The following is a 19,744-nucleotide window of genomic DNA, read 5'->3' as shown; positions in this document are numbered from 1 at the left end:
GGTCGGCAAGCGCAGCGTCAGATGCACTTGAAATAGTCAAAGGGTTCCAGGCAGTCGGCGCAACGATAGCTGGCCTTGCAAGGGGTGGATCCGAACTGGCTGACTTTCTCGGTCTGAGTCGACCCGCAGCGCGGGCAGGCGATCACCAGGTTCGAGGTGCCCGCCAGGCGCGCGGCGCGGCCCAGAAGCCGGCCATCGGCGGCGGTGCCATCCACCGGGGGGGCGATGCCATAGACGCGCAGCTTCTCGCGCGCTTCGGCCGTGATCCAGTCAGTCGTCCAGGGCGGCGACAAGCGGCGATCGAGCCGAAGCTTGGTAACGCCGTGGTCGCGCAGGGCCTTTTCGATGTCGAGGTTGATGACCGTGGTTGCCGGGCAGCCCGAATAGGTGGGCGTGACCGTGACAACCAGCGTATCATCTTCCCAGGCGACATCGCGGATGATGCCCAGATCCGTCAGGGTGATGACGGGGATCTCGGGGTCTGGCACCTGCGAGAGCCAGTGCCAGACCTGCGCCAGTTCGGGACGGGCCGCGCTGTCCATGGCGTTACCAGGTGCCGCCCGGATAGGCGCGTTGCAGGAACTGCATCTCGGCCAGGATATAGCCCAGATGTTCACTGTGAACGCCCCGTTTGCCACCACCAGCGCCCGATACGCCATGTTGCCAGACCTTGCCCGGAATGGTCAGCGTGGCTTCGGTCAGGACCGAGGTCACCGTCGCCTCCCACGCAGCGTGCAGGGTTTGCGGCAGCGGGGCGATCGCGGCCTGAGCGATGGCTTCGTCCACGGCATCGCCAAGGAAAAGCTCGCCCGTATAGGCCCAAAGCCCATTCAGCGCCTTCTGCATCCGGGCATGGCTTTCTTCGGTGCCATCGCCAAGCGCGATCACCAGATCAGCCGAGCGTTCCAGATGGTAGGCAACTTCCTTATCGGCCTTGGCCGCAATTTCGGCCACGCGCGGATCGGACGAGGATTTCAGCGCACCCAGCAGCGCGTGATGCCAGGCGTCGAACAGGAACTGGCGCATCAGCGTATTGCCGAAATCGCCATTCGGGCGTTCCACCAGCAGCACATTGCGGAACTGCGCCGCGTCGCGCAGATAGGCAAGTGCATCAGCGTTGCGGCCCTTGCCCTCAACCTCACCCGCCAAGCCCAGCCAAAGCTGGCATTGGCCAATCAGGTCAAGCGCGGTATTGGCCAGCGCGATGTCCTCTTCCAGCACGGGGGAATGGCCACACCATTCCGAAACCCGGTGACCCAGGATCAGGGCATTGTCGCCCACCCGCTGCAGCCATTCGAAATAGGCGGCCGGATCGACCGCAGGAACTGCGGTTGCCATCACATATGCCCCACTTCGGCAGGAATGTCGAAGAAGGTCGGATGACGATAGACCTTGGAGTTCGACGGCTCGAACAGCGGGCCTTTTTCCGACGGCGCCGAGGCGGTGATGTCGTTCGACTTCACCACCCAGATCGACACGCCCTCATTGCGGCGGGTATAGACATCGCGGGCATTGCGGATCGCCATATCGGCATCCGGCGCATGCAGGCTGCCGACGTGACGGTGGTTCAACCCGTGCTGACCACGGATAAAGATCTCCCAAAGGGGCCATTCGCTGGACATGTCATTCTCCTCCCGGGGCTGGGACAACTGGCTGGGGAACGGGTGCGGACGGGCCGCACCCGCAGCATCATTCGGCGGCAAGGCGCGCGGCGGCGCGGCGGGCATCCTGCTTTTTCGCGTGGGCCATCAGGCCATCACGGAACCAGGCGCCATCTTCCCAGGCGTTCACGCGGGCTTCGAGACGCTCGGTGTTGCAGGGGCCGTTGCCTGCGATCACTTCGAAGAATTCGGACCAGTCCGGCTCGCTGAAGTCGTAGCCGCCCTTTTCCTCATTCCATTTCAGGTTTTCATCCGGAACCTTCAGGCCCAGATATTCCGCCTGCGGCACCGTCTGGTCGACGAACTTCTGGCGCAGCTCGTCATTGGTGTTGATCTTGATCTTCCAGGCCATCGACTGCGCCGAATGGATCGAGTCCTTGTCCGACGGCCCGAACATCATCAGCGCGGGATACCAGAAGCGGTTCAGCGCATCCTGCGCCATATCCTTCTGCGCCTGGGTGCCCTGCAGGCACATCTTCATCAGGATGTCATAGCCCTGACGCTGGTGGAAGCTTTCTTCCTTGCAGATGCGGATCATCGCACGGCTGTAGGGGCCATAAGACGTTTTCTGCAGCTGCACCTGGTTCATGATCGCCGCACCATCAACCAGCCAGCCAACGGCACCGATATCGGCCCAGTTCAGCGTCGGATAGTTGAAGATCGACGAATATTTCATCTTGCCCGCGTGCAGCAGCTCGATCAGCTCATCACGGCTGACGCCGAGCGTTTCGGCAGCGGAATAGAGGTAGAGGCCATGGCCCGCCTCATCCTGCACCTTGGCCAGCAGAATGGCCTTGCGCTCCAGCGTGGGCGCACGGGTGATCCAGTTGCCTTCGGGCAGCTGACCCACGACTTCGGAATGGGCGTGCTGGCCGATCTGGCGGATCAGGGTCTTGCGATAGCCTTCCGGCATCCACTCTTTCGGCTCGATCTTCTCGCCGCGGTCGATGCGCTCCTGGAAGGCGCGCTCTTCGGGGGTCATCTCCTCGGGCGACTTCATGCCTTCGGCTTTGACAAGCTGTGCATACATGTTGGCTGCTCCCTGTTCAGACGCGTTCAATGATAAGGGCGATGCCCTGCCCCACCCCGATGCACATGGTGCAGAGCGCGTAGCGCCCGCCGGTGCGGTGAAGCTGATACATGGCCGTGGTGATAAGACGGGCGCCCGACATCCCCAGCGGATGGCCAAGCGCGATGGCGCCACCGTTCGGGTTCACATGGGCGGCGTCGTCCGGCAGGCCCAGATCGCGCAGCACGGCAAGCGCCTGTGCGGCGAAGGCCTCATTCAGTTCGATGACATCCATCTGGTCCAGCGTCATCCCGGCGCGGGCCAGAACCTTGCGGACGGCGGGGGCCGGGCCCACGCCCATGATACGCGGCTCAACCCCAGCTGCGGCCATGGCGACGATGCGGGCCTTGGGGGTCAGACCCTGGGCCGCAGCGGCCTCGGCCGAGAGAACCGCCAGCGCCGCAGCGCCGTCATTCACGCCCGAGGCATTGCCCGCGGTCACCGAAAGGTCAGGTCCATTCACGCCACGCAGCTTGGCCAACTGTTCGACCGTGGTTGCGGGGCGCGGATGCTCATCCGTATCGACGACCAGCGGATCACCCTTTTTCTGCGGGATCACGACCGGGACGATCTCGTCGCGGAAGATCCCTGCGGCCTGCGCGGCGGCCCAGCGTTGCTGGCTGCGGACGGCAAAAGCATCCTGATCGGCGCGGCTGACGTTATAGTCGGCGGCGACATTGTCGGCGGTTTCCGGCATCGAATGGGTGCCGTAGATCTTTTTCATCGCCGGATTCGGGAAGCGCCAGCCGATGGTGGTGTCGTAGACCGCATTCGAGCGTGAGAAGGCGGTTTCCGCCTTGGGCATGACGAAGGGCGCGCGGCTCATGCTTTCGACGCCACCGGCGAGGACGAAGTCGCAATCGCCGGCGCGGATCGCGCGAGCGGCCATGCCGACGGCATCCATCCCCGACCCGCAAAGACGGTTGATCGTGGTGCCCGGCACGCCAATCGGCATCCCCGACAGCAGCACGGCCATACGGCCCACGTTGCGGTTATCTTCCCCGGCCTGGTTGGCACAGCCGAAGATCAGGTCGTCGACGGCAGACCAGTCCACATTCGGATTGCGCTCCATCAGCGCCTTGAGCGGCAGTGCCGCAAGATCATCGGCCCGGACGCCCGACAAGGCCCCGCCATAACGCCCCACGGGGGTTCTGACCGCATCGCAGATGAACGCGTCGCGCATTCACGTCTCCCTCAGCTTGATCGCAGAAGGCCGACGATTCTCCCAATTCGCCGACCGATTGGTCGACGTATAGCATCAATACATTACACAAATAAACAGTTTTCTTTTTTTGGTGTAATGTTTTGGCGCAAATTCCGCGTTCCGCGTGGCCCGTCAATGACGAGGATTCAGGCCAAGTTATTGATACGATTAATAGTTTCCGGTGTTTCGGCAGGCAGGGGACCATCGCTCCCCTCCAACTTGCGGGCGACCTCAGCATCCGCCAAGGGCGACAGGCGCGCATAGAGATCGTCGAACAGCCGCCGCGCGGCGGCGCCCTGCCAGCGATCCGGCAGGGCGGCAGCGGGCAAACCGGGGTCGCGCAACAGCGCACTGCGGTAGACCTGAACCAGCAAAAGCCGCGCCGTCAACGCATCGGCCGGGGCCAGCGTTTCCCCTACCAGAAGCGCCTCGTGAAGGGGGCTAAAGCGGGCCAGCATCGCCTCATACCGCCCCTGCACCGAGGTCAGATCCCAGAAAGCGGCGATCTTTTGCAAGGCTACGGCGTCTTCGGCCTGCGTCCGTAGAACCAACGAGGCGCCGGTCGGACGGTCGCCCCGGTCGGGGCAGAGCCAGACATCCCCCCCCATCCGCGCCATGCGGAAACGCTTGGCGGTCTCCTCGCCCAAATCCGGGGCGTGAAGGATGAACCAATGATCGGGTTCAGTCTGCCGCGCAAAAAGCCGCTGCGCGGCTTCGGCAAATTCGGCGCGGGCTGCGGGGGCAAGACGATAGAAGCTGCGCCGCCCGTTCCGTTCGCCCAGCAGACTGCCGGCAGAGACCAGCCGTGACACGGCCGTCCGCACCAGATTTTCGCTGATGCCCACGTTGTCACAGATCTCGATCAGGCTGCCCATCCACAGCACCTCGCCGCGCGGGACGACGATGTCACCATAGACCGTGACAATGAAGGAGGCCGCGGTCAGCGGCAGATCCTGCATCAGCCGATCTGTCAGGGCGGTGCGGGGCATGGGTCCTCGTGGCGTAATGGGCACCCTGGCGGGTAGGCCGAGAGAGGCCGAAAGTCAAATCACCACCGCAGCATTGGGAAAACGCACACGACCCCAGAGAGATGTCTCTGACTCAAGCAACAGGACAGGTGCCACGAAAATGCGGTCAGACAAGGGCTTCGAGACGTACATCCGCAAACCGGGCACAAAGGGCCTGCACGGATGCGGCCCCCTCCATCAGGCAGGCCGCCGTTGACAGCGCATCGGCGAGCGCAGCCGAAGGCGCCGAAATCGACACGCCGCGCCATTGTGCGGCACCGGCCAAACCGGTCAAAGGATTCAGGATATGCCCAACGCGCCCCGCCGCATCAAAGGTGGTCCCCAGCGGGGCCGAGGTTGCCAAAGCGCGACCGCGCAAGGCGACCGCGCCCCCCTGAGCAAGCCGGACGGGCCAGGCATCACCATCGGCCCGACCACCCAGAGCGCGCAATTCCCCCGTGTCGATGAGGATGTCGGTCAACCCGTCCGCCTGTAGCATGGTTGCAACGCGATCAGCGATATAGCCCTGCGCAATCCCGTTCAGCGTCAGTCCCATGCCCGGGTCCATACGCAGATGATCGGGCGCAATGCGCAGACGATCCCAGCCAGTCAGACGGCGCGCGGCATCACGGGTGGCGGCATCGGGAAGGCGCCCCTGCACCGCCGCCTCGGCATAGGCTGCCCACAGGGGCTGAACCGTCGGATCAAACAGCCCGCCGCTTGCGCGATGAACGGATCCTGCCAAGCTCAGGCACTCCAACAGCTCAAATGGTGGCGCGTCAAGGCGTCCGCTGCGGTTCAGCTCCATCAAGGCACTGTCGGTGCGGTAAAGACTGAAAACCCCTTCAAGGCGGTCGATTTCAGCCGCGACCCGTGCGGCGATTGCCGGGGCTTCGGGATGGGTCAATCGCAGCGAAGCGCGTGCCCCGAGGGCAACCCCGGTCCAGACGAATGGCTGTGTCTGCGCGCGCAGAGCAGCCGGAGAGGCCGCGCAAGCGGCACTGATGGCAAGAAAGCGACGGCGCGTCAGCATGGTCAATCTCCGTTCCGATTGGAGAGCGCTTTGATCCGGGCGGCAAATTCAGCTTCCGCCCCGGGATCGGTATCTGGGGCATCGTCGGCGATGACAGCCGTATCTGGGATGTCATCCAACCGCATCACTTTGCCCCCCTCGACCCCGGCAAAGGCCTGTGCAGCATCGGCAGCGGCAAAGGGCACAAGCTCGGGCGCCCCCATGCCTCCTTCGCGCCCCGACCCGACGACGTAATAGGCCGTATCGGCCTTGATCCAGTTCATCGCGCCGGGATCATCCCAGGTGGCACCCGCTGCCCCCATGTCATTGACCCAGATCGCCTTAATGACGTGACTTTGTTCCGGCAGCCGCGCATAGGCCACGGCATCGCGCACCTGGCTGAAGAACAACGGCGCGCCAGGTAGCCCGTCCAGATGCACCTGCGCCTTGGGGCCGGGATGTTCCAGAAGGTTCATCTGGCAATAATGGCCCACGGATTCCGCCGTCAGCGGTAGGGGCGCCAGCGTGGCAGTCGGGGTTTCCTGACAGGCGGCAAGAGCCAGCAGCAGGGCAAATGCGGATCGCTTCATGGCCGGACCCTCCGGAACGCAGCTGTGGCAAGGAAAAGCGCAATAAGCGGCCAGAGGAGGACCGAAGCCGCCGATTGCCATAGCGGGATGGTCGCCGCAGCCCCGCCCACACCTGCCGCAGCGGCCGTCGCCTCGGCGGCCGAGAGGTTGAACAGGCGGAAGGCATCAGCGGGATTGGCCAGCAAGGCCAGGGGAAAGACCTCGGTCGTGAAGCGGCCACCGTCATTGGCGACCACCGCGGCGAGAAGGCCGAGGTCATAAAGCACCACAAGGCCCAGCCAAAGCCCGACCGCCAGCCCCGCCGCCCCCGAAGGCCGTCGCGCCAGCGCCGAAAGCGCATAGCCCGCACCAAGGAAAGTGGCGCCCAGCAGAACAGAGCTCCACGTCAGGCGCCACAGCGCGGGCAGGCCCGCGATCGACGCGCCATCAACCAGCAGCGCCGCAGCCCCCGCCGCTGCATAGCCCGCCCCGACCGCCAGCGTCAGCACCACCAGATGCGCGAAAAGTTTGCCCAGCAGGATCTCGACCCGCGGGATGGGATAGGTGAGCAAGAGTGGCAAGGTACCGCGCTCCACCTCGCCCGCGATGGCGTCAAAGGACATGAGCAGCGCCAGAAGTGGCACAAGATAGACCGACAGCGAGGTGAGCGAGGCCACCGTCACCGAAAGCCGGTCAACCCCGACATCGCCGGTCGGCGCGGCACCCGCCGCGGCCAGAACCAGCGCAAACACCACCATCAGCGCCGTGGCGATCGCCACCCAGCGGTTACGCACCGCGATGCGGAATTCCGTGCCCGTGGTGGCAAGGATGCGGTTCAAGGTCATTGCCCGTCCCTCCGGCTGAAGTGGCTGTAGATGTCTTCAAGGCTGGGGGGCGTGACTTCGAGATCCGCCACCCCAAGGGTTGCGATGCGCCCCAGCAGGGCAAGCTTTTCCTCTTGCGGGCAGGTGATCTGATAAGCGCCGCCCACCGGAACCGCGCCGGGCAGGGCAGCGGCAAGGTCCGCGCCCTGCCCCGGCTGCGGGACCACCGTCATCACAATCGGCAGCGCCGCGCGGCGGCGCAGATCCACCAGCGCGCCCTCGGCCACCAGCACACCCTTGGAGAGGATCAGGATATGGTCGGTCCTGGCCTCAACCTCTGTCAGCGCATGCGAGGACAAAAGGATCGCCGCGCCTTCGGCGGCAAGACCATCGAGCAGGGCATAGAAATCGCGCCGCGATACGGGATCAAGCCCGCTGGTCGGTTCATCCAGCACCAGAAGGCGGGGGTGACCGATCAGCGCCTGTGCCAGACCGACGCGCTGGCGCATCCCCTTGGAATAGGTGCCGATCCGGCGCCGCGCGGCATGGGCCAGACCCACCCGATCCAGCAGCGCCATGGCCTGCGCCGGGTTTTCCCCGCGCAGACGCAGATATTGGCGCAACTGCTCTTCTCCGGTCAGGGCGGGATGAAAGGCCGCGTTTTCCGGCAGATAGGCGACTTGGGCGCGGGCCTCGGCCGATCCCGGCGCGGCATTGCAGACGGTGATGCTACCACCGTCGCCAGCGATCAGGCCGAGGATGATCTTCATCATGGTCGATTTGCCCGCGCCATTATGGCCCAGCAAGGCCACACGGCTGCCCGGAGCGACCGAAAAGGACACGTCGTTCAGCGCGGTGAAACCGTCGAACCGCTTAGTGAGATGCGAGATCGTCAGGGTCGATGTCATCATAACTTCCTTTCGCCCAACGGCCTGCGACGGCAGCCTCATCGGCGGCATATTCGGCGGGCACGGCGATGTCGGGCGCTGTCATCAGGGGGGCGCTGTCCTGGACGCCGCCCGGCAGGGTGGCGGGAAAGCTCTGCTGGCTCCAGCGGATCAGCTGCACGGCGGGCGCCCCGGTCAGAAGCGCCGCCGCAGGTTGCGACCACAGGATGTGGTCCATCAGGTCATTGGGGCGGTAGACGCCATCAGCAATACCATCGCCGTTCAGATCATAAGCCGGGTGGTCGGACCAAAAATTGCCCCGGCCGTCGAGGCTCCATTCCATATGGCGGGAACCGACATATTTCACCTGCTCGCGGTTCGTGACAAAGGCATTTCCGGTCAGAACATTGCGCTCTGACCCGGCGGTGAAATGGATGCCGATGCCGCACCCCTGAAAGCGGTTGTCGTAGATCAGGTTCTTGTGTGCGTTATAGATGAAGAGGCATTTCTTCGCCCCCCCGCGCACCAGATTGCCCGAGACATCGGCATTGTTGGCATAGTTCAGCATGAGGCCATGTTCACGGTCCCCGAGGCTCAGGTTGTCTTTTACGACCACCCGGTCGGAAAACATGATGGCAAAGCCCAGATGGTTGCCAATGCTCACATTTCCGGACACTTCCGAGCGGTGGGTATACATGTAATGCACGGCGAAACGCAGGTCGCGGAAGACATTGTTCCGATAGGTTCCATCGCGCGACGCGTTGGAAAAGATCCCGTCGCGGCCAAAGCGCACTGTATTGCCCTCAACCAACGTTCCGGGACTGTTCCAGACGTAGATGCCGTTGCCGCGTTCGTTCATGCGGTCGTTCTGACGGCCGATGATGTCATTGCCGATGACATGGGCGTCGCGCCCGCCATGCACATCGATGCCATGCATGTTGCCCGAAAGATGCGTGTCCTGAATGACAGCGCGGTCCGCGCCTTTCAGGATCTTGATCCCCGCATCAAGGTTCTGGTTCACGCTGCCCGATCCGGTGACGGAAAAGCCGCGCAGCGTCACATCCGGGGCGGCGACGGTGATCACGGTCCCCTGCCCCAATCCGTCGACCACGGCACCTTGCGGGCCTGCGATGGTCAGCGGACGGTCAATGGTGACGGGGCCCGGATAGGCCCCGCCGGTCAGCACCAGCACATCGCCGGGGGCAGCCCCGGCAATGGCCTGCGCCAGCTGCCCCGGCCCCGGCGGCACGGGCCGTTCCCCGGCAAGAACCGGGGTCGTCACCAGAAGCGCAAGGAAAAGGGCAAACCGGCGCAGGGTCATCACTTCGGCTCCACGAACATGCGGCCGCGCATTTCCATGTGCAGCGCGTGGCAGAACCACTGGCAGTAATACCAGTAAACCCCGGCCGCGCCCGCCGTGAAGGTGACAGACGAGGTCATCTGCGGCCCGATTTCCATGGCAACACCGTGGTTGCCCATGGTGAAGCCGTGGGTCAGGTCGTCGATGTCATCAAGGTTGGTGATGATCACCGTCACCTCATCGCCTTCCTTGACAGTGAAGCTTTCCAGGCTGAACTGCGGCGCTTGGCTGGACATATAGACCCGCACCTTGTTGCCATCGCGGATCACCTGATCCTGATAGTCATCAAGGTTCACGCCATCGGCCTCGGCCTGTTTGCGGGTTTCGGCCCACATCACATCCTGACGGTCCCAGACCGACTTGATCCCCGTCATCTTGCTGGCATGAACGGCAATGGCATCATGCGGTTCAGCGAAGTTGGGGCCGTCATGCACCACCTTCATCTTGTCGCCCGAGATATCGATCAGCTGATCGTTTTCCGGCTTCAGCGGACCGACGTTCAGGAAGCGGTCTTTCGAGAATTTGCAGAGGCAGACCAGCCACTTGCCATCGGCATCCAGCGTTTCCCCCATCGAGGTCTTCAGGTGGCCCGGCTGATATTGCACATCGACCTTGTCGAGGATGGGATCAACCTTCTCGCCCTTGTAGGCGGCAATGGCCTTTTCGATGTTCCACTTCACGACCTGGCTGTCGAGGAACAGTGAGGTGAAGACGTTGCCCTTGCCATCGAAGGCATTATGCAGCGGTCCAAGACCCAGTTCCGGTTCCGCCACCACGCAAGACCGCGGCTCCGCCCCTTCAAAGACCGCATCCAGCAGCGTGACATCGATCACCGTGACGGTGGGCGACAGCTTGCCCCCGATGCAGAGGTGCTTCTTGTCCGGCGCCATGTTGCAGCCGTGCGGGTTATTGGCGATGGGGATATAGCGGGTGAACTGGCTGTTGGCGTCCTTGCGCCCGTCCAGAACCTTGACACCGTTCACCTCTTCGAACTTGCCGGCGGCAATGGCCTTTTCGATCTCGGCGATGTTGAAGACAACCACATGGTCCATCTCGCTTGCGGTCATATCCGCCAGCGTCATCCCCATTTCCGAGTTGTAGGAGGTCGAGAAGGCCCATTTGCCTTCATAATCGGCATCGCAATTGTCGAGGTTGCCCGACACCAGCACCTGCCACGCGACCTCCCACTTGTCGGCGTCAATGGCGGTGAAGACGTTCACATAGGTCTTCACATCTGTCATGGTCGAGCCGTCATTGACCAGCGGCGCCTCATCCTCGCCATTGGCGAAGACATAGTTGGTGCGCGGCCATTTCTGCGGGCGCATCCCGTGGATGCCCTTGGCATTCGGAATTTCCAGAATGGCATCGCATTTCATGACATCGCCACGCACCCGCGCCACGCGGGTATTGGCCTTGTCGTTCATGAACAGATAGCGACCATCGTATTTGCCTTCAGTCATCGACATATGGACGTGGTGCAAATCGCCATTGTCGTGGATTTTCTTGCCATTGGCGGCCAGCAGCTTCTTGGTTTTCTCGGTCATGGTCCGCTGGTGGATGCGGATCGATTCATTCGTCTGACCCCAGCCCGTGGCCGAGCAGCGGTTGAAGACCGGGACGCGCATCAGCTCACGCATCGAGGGGATGCCGAGGATCCGCATTTCGCCCGTCTGGCCCGAGGACCAGAAGCCATAGTATTCATCAAGCTGCCCCGGCGCGATTTCGAAGCTGCCCTCGGAAGCCAAGGCTGCCCCCGTGCCCGCGGTGGTGGCCAGACCCAGCGCCCCGGCGCCGAGCGCCAGACGGCCGCCGGTCGCACCCGCCAGCGCGGCACCACCTGCGGTGGCGCCCAGCAACATGCGGCGGCTGATCCCTGTTTTGTGTTCCGATTCCATGGTGGAACTCCTTTCAGTTGGAACGCTGATGTGCGGCTGCATTCGGATGCCCGGCGGGGGGAGACCCCAGCTTCAGATCGGGCACCGATCCCACGGCATCGCGGCGTTTGGCGCGTTTGATGACCACGGGGCAGACGGTTTTGGATTGATAGAGAACCTGGCAATGCAGGCAGTTGACGCATTCGTTCGGGTTGATTTCACCCGTGGGGTGGATCGCCTGAACAGGGCATTGGTTCGCGCAAGACTGGCAAGGGTTGCCACATTCCCGATAACGCTTCAGCCAGTCGAACATGCGGATACGGGCCGGGATCGCCAAGGCCGCACCAAGGGGGCAAAGGTAGCGGCAATAGAACCGCTCGACGAACAGCCCCGCCATCAGAAGGGCCGCCGCATAGGCCACGAAGGGCCAGGCGCGCACGAATTTCAGGATGATCGCCGTCTTGAAGGGCTCGACCTCAGCCAGATGTTCGGCTTGTTCGATGCTCATCAGGCTGACGCCGAAAAGCCCAAGGAAAATCATGTATTTGACGGGCCAGAGCCTCTCATGCAGGCCCCAGGGCAGCGTCCATTGCGGGACATGCAGCGCCCGTGCGATACGGTTGGTCAGCTCTTGCAGCGCGCCGAAGGGGCAAAGCCAGCCGCAATAGGCCCCGCGCCCCCAGAAGAGCAGCGCCGCCGCGACAGCAAACCACAGGATGAAGGTCAGCGGATCAAGCAAGAAGGCCTGCCAGCTGAAGCCCGACACCAGCGCCCCGAACAAGGCCATAAGGTTGACGACCGACAGCTGCGCGTTGGCGTAAAAGCCAAGGAAAACCAACGTCACCGTCAGGAAAGACATGCGGAACCAGAAAAAGGCCCGGGCGTTTCGCGTAGCAAGCCCCTGGAAGAAGAAGACCCCTGTCAGCACCAGCAGCATTGCACCCAGCCCGATGATTTCAGGCTTGGACCCGGCCCAGATCTTTTGCCACAGCTCTGCCTGCGCGGCATCTTCCGGCGTAGCTGCAACAGCATCGGCGGCAGACGCTTCAGGAACTGGCTGCGCCACAGCGCGGAGGTAAGATTGCGGCAGCTGGTAACCGAGGTCGAAGGTCGTGAACAGCTTTTCGATCGGCCCGACTTCGCGCTGCACCAGCAGCTGGATGCGGAACGGTTTCGTCGGATCGAACCCCACGTCCGCCGGAATACGGAAGAGGTCCATCTCGGTGAAGTCGGGCGCGCCTTCGGCAGAAAGACTGACCAGACGGCGATGCATCTTGTCACGGAAGCGCACAGAGACATCGTCCTGGATCAGCACGATCCGGTCGAAAATCCCGCCGCGCACATAGCCTGATCCCTTGAAGCTATAGAGCCCCCGGCCCGCCAGCATCAGTGCCTGTTCGCCGGGCTTGAGCCATCCCTGCACATTTGCGAACTCTTGTTCACCCAATACAGCACGGCCAATCGCGGGAACGGAAACCAGAGCCGCCTGCATCTCGATGAAGGTGGTTTCCGGGGCCTGGGGCAAAGCGCGTTCCGCAGCACGTTTGTCCTCAAGCGCCGCAAAGGCTCCATTGACCTGCCCCACGTCAAGCGAGAGGCGCCGCAAAGTGCCATCCCCTTCCATGGTCATCCAATCGGCCGGGGATGCAGCGTCTGGGTTGATTTCGAACTTCGGCCCTTGGGCGGCAGCATCCGGGACCAGCCCCCCGAGCCCGAGTGCGCGCGCCACCTTCAGGCCGGACCGCACAATGGAATCGTCGATCACCATCACTGTAACGGTGGCGCCCGAGATGATGTCCACATCATGCGAGGTACCACCGGAATTCGCCTCAGCGACCAGATCCAGACCAATGTAGCCAGACACCAGCGCTTTGACCTTGGCTTCGGGAATCCCGATAAGCACGATCGGCTCAGAATGTTTGACGAGCTGCAGGCCAATCACATGCGCTTTGTCATCCAGTGCGACGATCGTATGGATGGGCTTGCCCGAATAGCCGGTCGTGCCGACAAAATCGCTGGTGACAAAAGCCCAACCCAGCGTCTCGGCCCCTTTCATCACCGGAGCAACGGCCAATTCCGGAAGGATCGGGCCATAGCCGTCAGCACCAGGAACAAGATCGCCCGCGGGCACCTGTGTCAGATATTTTGACAGCACGGTGTCTGCCCACGCGGGCAGGGCAAGACAAAGGCTGATGAGCAGGACAAGCAGACGTGACAGCGCAGTCATGGGAAAACCTCAGGGTTCTGCCCATGGAATGGCATCTGCAGCGCAAAAGATTCTTGACGAAACTCAAGAGTCGGGGATTTTCCGCCGTAAGCTAGGGGAATATCCTGATGCAGATTGCTGCGGCAGGGCGGGCCGCGGGGCTGAGGACGCTGGTTCCGAGACGGGATCACGCGCCAGATTTCTGGCCGGAGGTCGAATTGGACCACGTCCGCATCGGCCAAAGATAGAGAAACGGTCGGCGGTACATGTTGTGCAGCAACCGGATGACAGCCCATGCATGAACAGCAGTCCTGCCCCGGTTCAGCAGGATTTCCGTTCATATCCAACAGGATATGGGTAGGACCGCCTTCAGCGCAAATCACCATGTCGGTCAACGTCGCCGAACGAAGGGCCGCCTGCGCTTGGAAGGCCCCCGAAACCGCCAGTGCGATCGAGAGCAGCAAAATCAGAATGGGGGCAAGGCGGCAATCCATGCCCTCCACCTAAGCGAGCGGCGCACCCGAATCCTTGATAAAGATCAATTATTGGAAAGAATCTGAAACGGCCCGGGTCGGCGCGACAAACAGAAAGACCTTGCCAAATTTGCGATTGCCGACCTAATCACAGATAGTAACGCAAAATGGCGATATTCATGCGGCCATGCGTTTCCAAGACAAGAACCCCCGACAAGCAGAGTGAGGCGAGCGTGCGCATCGACGAGAAAATCCAGCAGTTGGCAAGCAGGCTCAGCACCGCGCTTGACCACAACATGAAGCGATCGTTCCTGTCCGAAGCCAGCAAATCGCTGCGCAGCTTCAGCTCGGCCGAGGTGACGGAATTGCTTGGGATATCGCAGCCTTATTTGCGCAAGCTGCATCTTGAGGGCCGCCTGCCCCAGTTGGAATCCGACAATCGCGGCCGTCGCCACTATACGGCCACTGACATATGGGAAACGCGAAAGGCACTTGCGATTGGTGCCCGCAATCCCCGTCAGTTCCGGCCGGGGCGAACGCCGGGAGACGCCCTGCAGGTTATCAGTGTTGCGAACTTCAAAGGCGGGGCCGGCAAGACCACGACAGCGGTACATCTGGCGCAAAAGCTCGCTCTTGATGGATATCGCGTCCTCGCAGTGGATATGGACCCGCAAGCATCGCTGACGACCATGTTCGGTTTCCGCCCTGAAATTGAGTTTTCCGAGTCCGGAACCGTCTATGACGCCTTGCGCTATGACTCTCCGCTACTATTCCGGGATGTCGTGAAGAAGACCTATTTCCACAACCTTGATTTGGCGCCCGCCGGATTGCTGCTGTCGGAATATGAAACAGAAACTGCCCATGCGCTGCATCACAACCTGCACCCGCCGTTTTATCAGCGACTTGCACTGTGCCTTGCAGATGTCGAAGCGGATTATGATGTTGTTGTCATCGACTGCCCGCCGCAACTGGGATTCATCACGTTGACGGCGCTGGTAGCTTCTACCGGCGTTCTGGTCACGGTTGTTCCCAGCATGCTCGACGTGGCGTCAATGGCGCAGTTCCTGCAACTCGCCTCAAGCCTGATGACCACGATTGCCGATGTGGGCGCAACACCGGATTGGCACTTCATGAAGTTCCTTCTCACGCGGTTTGAACCCAATGATGCCCCTTCGGCGCAGATGGCCGCGTTTCTGCGAACCATGTTCAAGGACGACGTGCTGACGCAGACCTTTCTGAAATCCTCGGCGGTATCAGATGCCGGTCTGACCCAGCAGACGCTTTTTGAAGTGAACCGATCCGATTTTACCCGCCAGACCTATGACCGCGCCCTGGAAAGCATCGGGGGCGTGGTCAAGGAAGTCGAAACACTGATCCAGGCTGCCTGGGGCCGGAAGGAGAGCTGAGATGAGCCGCAAGATCTCTTTCGAAATTCCGTCGGATCCTCCGCCCGTCGCACCGGCTGCAGCCCCCGCCAAGGCACCGGCCCTTTCCGGCATGGCTGGATCGCTGCAAAAGGCCGCCGCCGATACCCAGGCAACCCGACGTCGTCTGGAAGAGGTCGAAACGGCCTTGGCCGATGCGCGCGCCATGGGCGTGGTGGAGCTTGCGCCAGATTTGATCGATCAATCGGAATTTTCAGACCGCTTTTCCCATGACGATCCTGAACTGGCCGGACTTACCGCTTCGCTGGCTCAATTCGGCCAAAGGGTGCCCATTCTGGTTACAGCCAAGCCCGATGGCCGCTACCAAATTGTTTATGGTCGCCGCAGGCTGGAGGCGATGCGTCAGCTGGGTCGACCGGTGCAGGCGCTCATCCGGCATCTCGATCCTGTCGAGGCCTTGCGCGCGCAAGGCCAGGAAAACACCTATCGTCGTGATCTGAGCTGGATCGAGAAGGCCGTCTTTGCACTGACGTTGGCGCAGCACGGCAAAGATTCTGATTTTATTCGGTCCACCCTGAACGTCGATATTTCAGGGTTAAGCCGGATGGATACGGTGACGCGCAGTCTGCGTCAGTGGACGGGAACGGATGCAGCGCTTCGCTCATTCCTGATGAAGATCGGCCCTGCACCGACAATTGGGCGGGACCGCTGGTATGCGATCGCGCAACTGCTTGATAAGGTGACGTTTCCGGCCGGAAACCCCGAGGTGATTGCAGGGGCAATTCACGCTGCAGCCCATACGAGCAGCGATGACCGCTTTCTTCTGTTCCAGCGCCTTATAGAACAAGCGATGCCAAAGGTGACAAAACGCCTGTCTGCCGGGCCCGTGACGGTGGCCTTGTCAGGGAAGCACCATGCGACGGTCAAAGCAGGTGCCGCAGGCGTGGCCATCACCATCCCGTCAAAAGGTGATCCGGCATTGACGGAATGGATTTCGAAAAACCCGGAAGCCGCGATTGCTGCGCTACGCAAGGCGGCCGAAGGTGACGGCGATCTGTAAAACGACAAGGGGGCTTACGCCCCCTTATTTTCCGGACGGAAATCCTTTTACTTCAGATACTTAGTAATTTTCTTCTGGCCCCAGAAGATCGCGCGAAGCGCGGATGGCAGCATCAAGGGCGGCGGAAACCGCGGCCTCGAACCCGGCGGCACTGGCTGCGCGTAACCCTGCAGCCGTCGTACCATTGTAATCGAGATAGGCCTCAAGATAGGTCGCGGCAGATTCAACCCGGCCTTCCAACATGCGGGCGCCATCACAAACTGCCGCTTCAACGGATTTGCGGGCAATCTGTTCGGGCAATCCATGGTCGCGCAGGTAAGTCAGTATTGCCTGCGCCAGAAGCGATGGATAGGCGGCGCCTGATCCGGGAACCGCGGTCATCAGGTCAATATGGTCCTCGCGGTCCAGCGGGTCTGATGTTCCAAAGCCTGACAGCACACGAGACACGACATCGCGGTCGTCCACTGTCACCCCTTCCGCTGCAAACCACGGAGAGTATGACGCGCCCATCTCGGCTGCGGCATTGGGCATGGCCCGCACGATTCGCCCGCCGCAGCGCTGTAGCTCTGCACAGGGCACACCGGCCATGAATGACAGGACCAGCTTGCCGGGCGCCGCGAGCTGCAGGCCACGCCAATCTTGCGGACGAACCGACAGCACGATGATTTCGGATCGTTGCACCAATTCGGGCACGTCTTTTGCCCAAAAGACATCGCTGTAACCGTGGTAGTCGGACGGCGGACCACCACGGTTCAGCAGGGTGAAGTCACCTGGGGCGACAATCCCTTTTTCAAGCAGGCCCTTGCCCAAAGCCGAACCCAGCCAGCCGGTGGCACCGATCAGTCCCAGTTTCATCCGACGTCCTTTCACGAGGGCCCTCTGCAAAGGCGAGCATAGGCCTAGAATGTTCAGTAATGTCTACAATACTTGACGGAGCTGTTTCAAGGCGGAACATTTACTTGACATGTGTGAACATTTGCCCAGACTGGCGCGGAACGTCCAACCAACCGGCAGGCTCTTCCATGTCCAATGACCCGCTTTTGCAACCCTATAAACTGAAGCACCTGACGCTTCGGAACAGAATCATGATCACCAGCCACGAGCCGGCCTATCCCGAAGACGGGATGCCAAAAGGCCGGTATCGGGCCTATCATGTGGAACGTGCGAAGGCCGGCGTGGCACTGACCATGACCGCCGGGTCCGCTTCTGTCGCACGCGACAGCCCGCCGGTGTTCAACAACATCCTTGCCTGGAAAGATGAAGTCGTAGGCTGGATGAAGCAACTGACCGATGAATGCCATGACCACGGCGCTGCCGTGATGATCCAGCTCACCCACCTCGGTCGCCGGACCCGCTGGGACAAGGGCGACTGGCTGCCCGTCGTGGCCCCCAGCCATGAGCGTGAAGCCTCGCACCGCGCCTTCCCCAAGCGGATGGAAGACTGGGACATGTCCCGCATCATCAGCGACTTCGCCGATGCCGCGGAACGCATGAAGGCGGCAGGCGTCGACGGGATCGAGCTTGAGGCCTATGGCCACCTCCTCGAACAATTTTGGTCGCCGCTGACCAACGACCTGGAAGCGCCTTATGGCGGCAGCCTCGACAACCGGCTGCGCTTTACCTTCGATGTGCTGGGCGCCATTCGCAAGCGCGTGGGCGATGATTTCATCGTCGGCCTGCGCTATACCGGCGACCAGGATCTGGCAGGCGGCATGACCAAGGCAGAAGGTCTTGATGTCAGCCGCAAGCTCAAGGACAGCGGACTGGTTGATTTCCTGAACGTCGTGAAGGGCCATATCGACACCGACCCCGGCCTGACCGACCTGATCCCGATCCAGGGTATGAAAAACGCCCCTCATCTGGATTTTGCGGGCGAAGTGCGGGCCGCGACCGGCTTCCCGACCTTCCACGCCGCGAAAATCCCCGATGTGGCGACCGCCCGTCACGCCATCGCCAGCGGCAAGCTCGACATGGTCGGCATGACGCGCGCCCATATGGCTGACCCCCATCTGGTCCGCAAGATCATCGAGCGCCGCGAAGATGACATCCGCCCATGTGTCGGCGCGAACTACTGCCTCGACCGGATCTATCAGGGCGGGCTTGCCTTCTGCCTGCACAATGCGGCCACCGGCCGCGAAGAAACCATGCCGCATATCATTCCCGCGGCCGAGCAGAAGAAACGCATCACCATCGTCGGCGCCGGTCCTGCCGGGGTCGAGGCCGCGCGAGTAGCCGCCGAGCGTGGCCATGAGGTGACGGTCTTCGAAGCCGCCGATCAGCCGGGCGGCCAGATCCGCCTGACCGCCCAGGACGAGCGTCGGCGCGAAATGATCTCGATCATCGCCTGGCGCATGGCGCAATGTGAAAACCGTGGCGTCAAGTTCCACTTCAACACCTTCGCCGATGCGGAAACCGTGCTGGCGACCCGTCCTGATGAAGTCATCATCGCGACGGGCGGCCTGCCCCACACCGAAGTGCTTTCGGAAGGCAATGACCTGGTACATTCGACCTGGGACATTCTGGCCGGGGACGTGAAACCTGCACAGAACGTGCTGATCTTTGATGACGCAGGCGATCACGCGGCCCTGCAGGCGGCCGACATGATTTCCGCGACCGGGGCCAAGGTCGAAATCGTGACGCCGGACCGCAGCTTCTCGCCCGAGGTTATGGCGATGAACCTGGTGCCCTATATGCGCAATCTGCAAAAGCGCGACACCACCTTCACGGTGACTTGGCGCCTGCTGTCAGTCGTGCGTGACGGCAATCAGCTACGCGCACGCCTTGGCAGCGACTATGGTGATTTCACCCGCGAACGGCTGGTTGACCAGGTGATCGTCAACCACGGGACACGGCCGCTGGATGAACTGTATTTCGACCTGAAGCCGCAGTCCAGAAACCTGGGCGAAGTGGATTATGAGGCGCTGGCAACTGGCGCCCTGCAAGAGGTGAACCGCAACCCCGAGGGCAGCTTCCGCCTCTTCCGCATCGGTGATGCAGTGGCTGCGCGCAACACCCACGCGGCGATCTATGATGCGCTGCGTCTGGTGAAAGACCTCTGATCCTGTTCCTTGCCCTGCCTTGCGCAGGGCAAGGTTTTCATCCCGGAAATCTCAGGTTCGTCCCGTCGGGGCGGACCTTTTCAGGCGTTGCACG

The 19,744-nt window shown here is 62.0% G+C and carries 18 protein-coding genes; 3 read left to right on the top strand and 15 right to left on the bottom strand.

The window, feature by feature from the left end:
- Positions 1 to 17: 17 nt before the first annotated feature.
- From paaD to IE101_RS16655, 14 genes are all read right to left on the bottom strand, one after another.
- On the bottom strand, positions 18 to 542 hold the full coding sequence (gene paaD / locus IE101_RS16720) for a 1,2-phenylacetyl-CoA epoxidase subunit PaaD (RefSeq protein WP_189634992.1): 525 nt from the start codon (positions 540 to 542) through the stop codon (positions 18 to 20).
- Positions 543 to 546: 4 nt separating this feature from the next.
- Positions 547 to 1,338, bottom strand: a complete 792-nt coding sequence (gene paaC, locus IE101_RS16715) for a 1,2-phenylacetyl-CoA epoxidase subunit PaaC (RefSeq protein ID WP_189634991.1) — start codon at positions 1,336 to 1,338, stop codon at positions 547 to 549.
- Positions 1,338 to 1,622 (bottom strand): 1,2-phenylacetyl-CoA epoxidase subunit PaaB, encoded by a 285-nt coding sequence (gene paaB / locus IE101_RS16710; protein WP_189634990.1) that lies wholly within the window; start codon positions 1,620 to 1,622, stop codon positions 1,338 to 1,340. The genes paaC and paaB overlap by 1 nt, the downstream gene beginning before the upstream one ends.
- A gap of 67 nt (positions 1,623 to 1,689) precedes the next feature.
- Complete coding sequence (gene paaA / locus IE101_RS16705) at positions 1,690 to 2,691, bottom strand: 1,2-phenylacetyl-CoA epoxidase subunit PaaA (RefSeq protein ID WP_189634989.1); 1,002 nt, start codon at positions 2,689 to 2,691, stop codon at positions 1,690 to 1,692.
- A gap of 16 nt (positions 2,692 to 2,707) precedes the next feature.
- Positions 2,708 to 3,913: a 3-oxoadipyl-CoA thiolase gene (gene pcaF, locus IE101_RS16700; RefSeq protein ID WP_189634988.1), complete on the bottom strand. Its 1,206-nt coding sequence runs from the start codon at positions 3,911 to 3,913 to the stop codon at positions 2,708 to 2,710.
- A gap of 167 nt (positions 3,914 to 4,080) precedes the next feature.
- Positions 4,081 to 4,923, bottom strand: coding sequence for a PaaX family transcriptional regulator C-terminal domain-containing protein (locus IE101_RS16695; RefSeq protein ID WP_229804261.1), 843 nt, complete (start codon positions 4,921 to 4,923; stop codon positions 4,081 to 4,083).
- A 145-nt stretch (positions 4,924 to 5,068) separates the two neighbouring features.
- On the bottom strand, positions 5,069 to 5,974 hold the full coding sequence (locus IE101_RS16690; RefSeq protein WP_189634987.1) for an FAD:protein FMN transferase: 906 nt from the start codon (positions 5,972 to 5,974) through the stop codon (positions 5,069 to 5,071).
- A gap of 2 nt (positions 5,975 to 5,976) precedes the next feature.
- Positions 5,977 to 6,543, bottom strand: a complete 567-nt coding sequence (locus IE101_RS16685) for a nitrous oxide reductase accessory protein NosL (RefSeq protein WP_189634986.1) — start codon at positions 6,541 to 6,543, stop codon at positions 5,977 to 5,979.
- Positions 6,540 to 7,361 (bottom strand): ABC transporter permease, encoded by an 822-nt coding sequence (locus tag IE101_RS16680; protein WP_373296132.1) that lies wholly within the window; start codon positions 7,359 to 7,361, stop codon positions 6,540 to 6,542. Before IE101_RS16680 ends, IE101_RS16685 begins: the two co-directional genes overlap by 4 nt.
- Before the next feature lie 2 nt (positions 7,362 to 7,363).
- On the bottom strand, positions 7,364 to 8,254 hold the full coding sequence (locus tag IE101_RS16675; RefSeq protein ID WP_189634984.1) for an ABC transporter ATP-binding protein: 891 nt from the start codon (positions 8,252 to 8,254) through the stop codon (positions 7,364 to 7,366).
- Positions 8,220 to 9,554, bottom strand: a complete 1,335-nt coding sequence (locus IE101_RS16670) for a nitrous oxide reductase family maturation protein NosD (protein ID WP_189634983.1) — start codon at positions 9,552 to 9,554, stop codon at positions 8,220 to 8,222. Before IE101_RS16670 ends, IE101_RS16675 begins: the two co-directional genes overlap by 35 nt.
- Positions 9,554 to 11,488, bottom strand: a complete 1,935-nt coding sequence (nosZ, locus tag IE101_RS16665) for a TAT-dependent nitrous-oxide reductase (RefSeq protein WP_189634982.1) — start codon at positions 11,486 to 11,488, stop codon at positions 9,554 to 9,556. Before nosZ ends, IE101_RS16670 begins: the two co-directional genes overlap by 1 nt.
- Before the next feature lie 13 nt (positions 11,489 to 11,501).
- Positions 11,502 to 13,694 carry a NosR/NirI family protein gene (locus tag IE101_RS16660; protein WP_189634981.1) on the bottom strand — a complete coding sequence of 731 codons (2,193 nt, stop codon included), beginning with the start codon at positions 13,692 to 13,694 and terminating at the stop codon, positions 11,502 to 11,504.
- Positions 13,691 to 14,167, bottom strand: coding sequence for a hypothetical protein (locus IE101_RS16655; RefSeq protein ID WP_189634980.1), 477 nt, complete (start codon positions 14,165 to 14,167; stop codon positions 13,691 to 13,693). Before IE101_RS16655 ends, IE101_RS16660 begins: the two co-directional genes overlap by 4 nt.
- 212 nt (positions 14,168 to 14,379) lie before the next feature.
- On the opposite strand from IE101_RS16655, the gene repA reads away from it, so the two are divergent.
- Positions 14,380 to 15,552 carry a plasmid partitioning protein RepA gene (gene repA, locus IE101_RS16650; protein WP_373296130.1) on the top strand — a complete coding sequence of 391 codons (1,173 nt, stop codon included), beginning with the start codon at positions 14,380 to 14,382 and terminating at the stop codon, positions 15,550 to 15,552.
- A gap of 1 nt (position 15,553) precedes the next feature.
- On the top strand, positions 15,554 to 16,591 hold the full coding sequence (gene repB, locus IE101_RS16645; protein WP_189634978.1) for a plasmid partitioning protein RepB: 1,038 nt from the start codon (positions 15,554 to 15,556) through the stop codon (positions 16,589 to 16,591).
- 60 nt (positions 16,592 to 16,651) lie between these two features.
- On the opposite strand, the gene IE101_RS16640 is transcribed toward repB, so the two are convergent.
- Positions 16,652 to 17,446 carry a pyrroline-5-carboxylate reductase family protein gene (locus IE101_RS16640; RefSeq protein ID WP_189634977.1) on the bottom strand — a complete coding sequence of 265 codons (795 nt, stop codon included), beginning with the start codon at positions 17,444 to 17,446 and terminating at the stop codon, positions 16,652 to 16,654.
- 167 nt (positions 17,447 to 17,613) lie between these two features.
- Between IE101_RS16640 and hpbA the strand changes: the two genes are divergently transcribed.
- Positions 17,614 to 19,650, top strand: coding sequence for an N-methyl-L-proline N-demethylase HpbA (gene hpbA, locus IE101_RS16635; RefSeq protein ID WP_189634976.1), 2,037 nt, complete (start codon positions 17,614 to 17,616; stop codon positions 19,648 to 19,650).
- Positions 19,651 to 19,744: the final 94 nt, after the last annotated feature.

This window comes from Gemmobacter lanyuensis, from assembly GCF_014652355.1.
Lineage (GTDB): Bacteria > Pseudomonadota > Alphaproteobacteria > Rhodobacterales > Rhodobacteraceae > Gemmobacter > Gemmobacter lanyuensis.
This window is presented reverse-complemented; position numbering and strand designations above follow the sequence as displayed.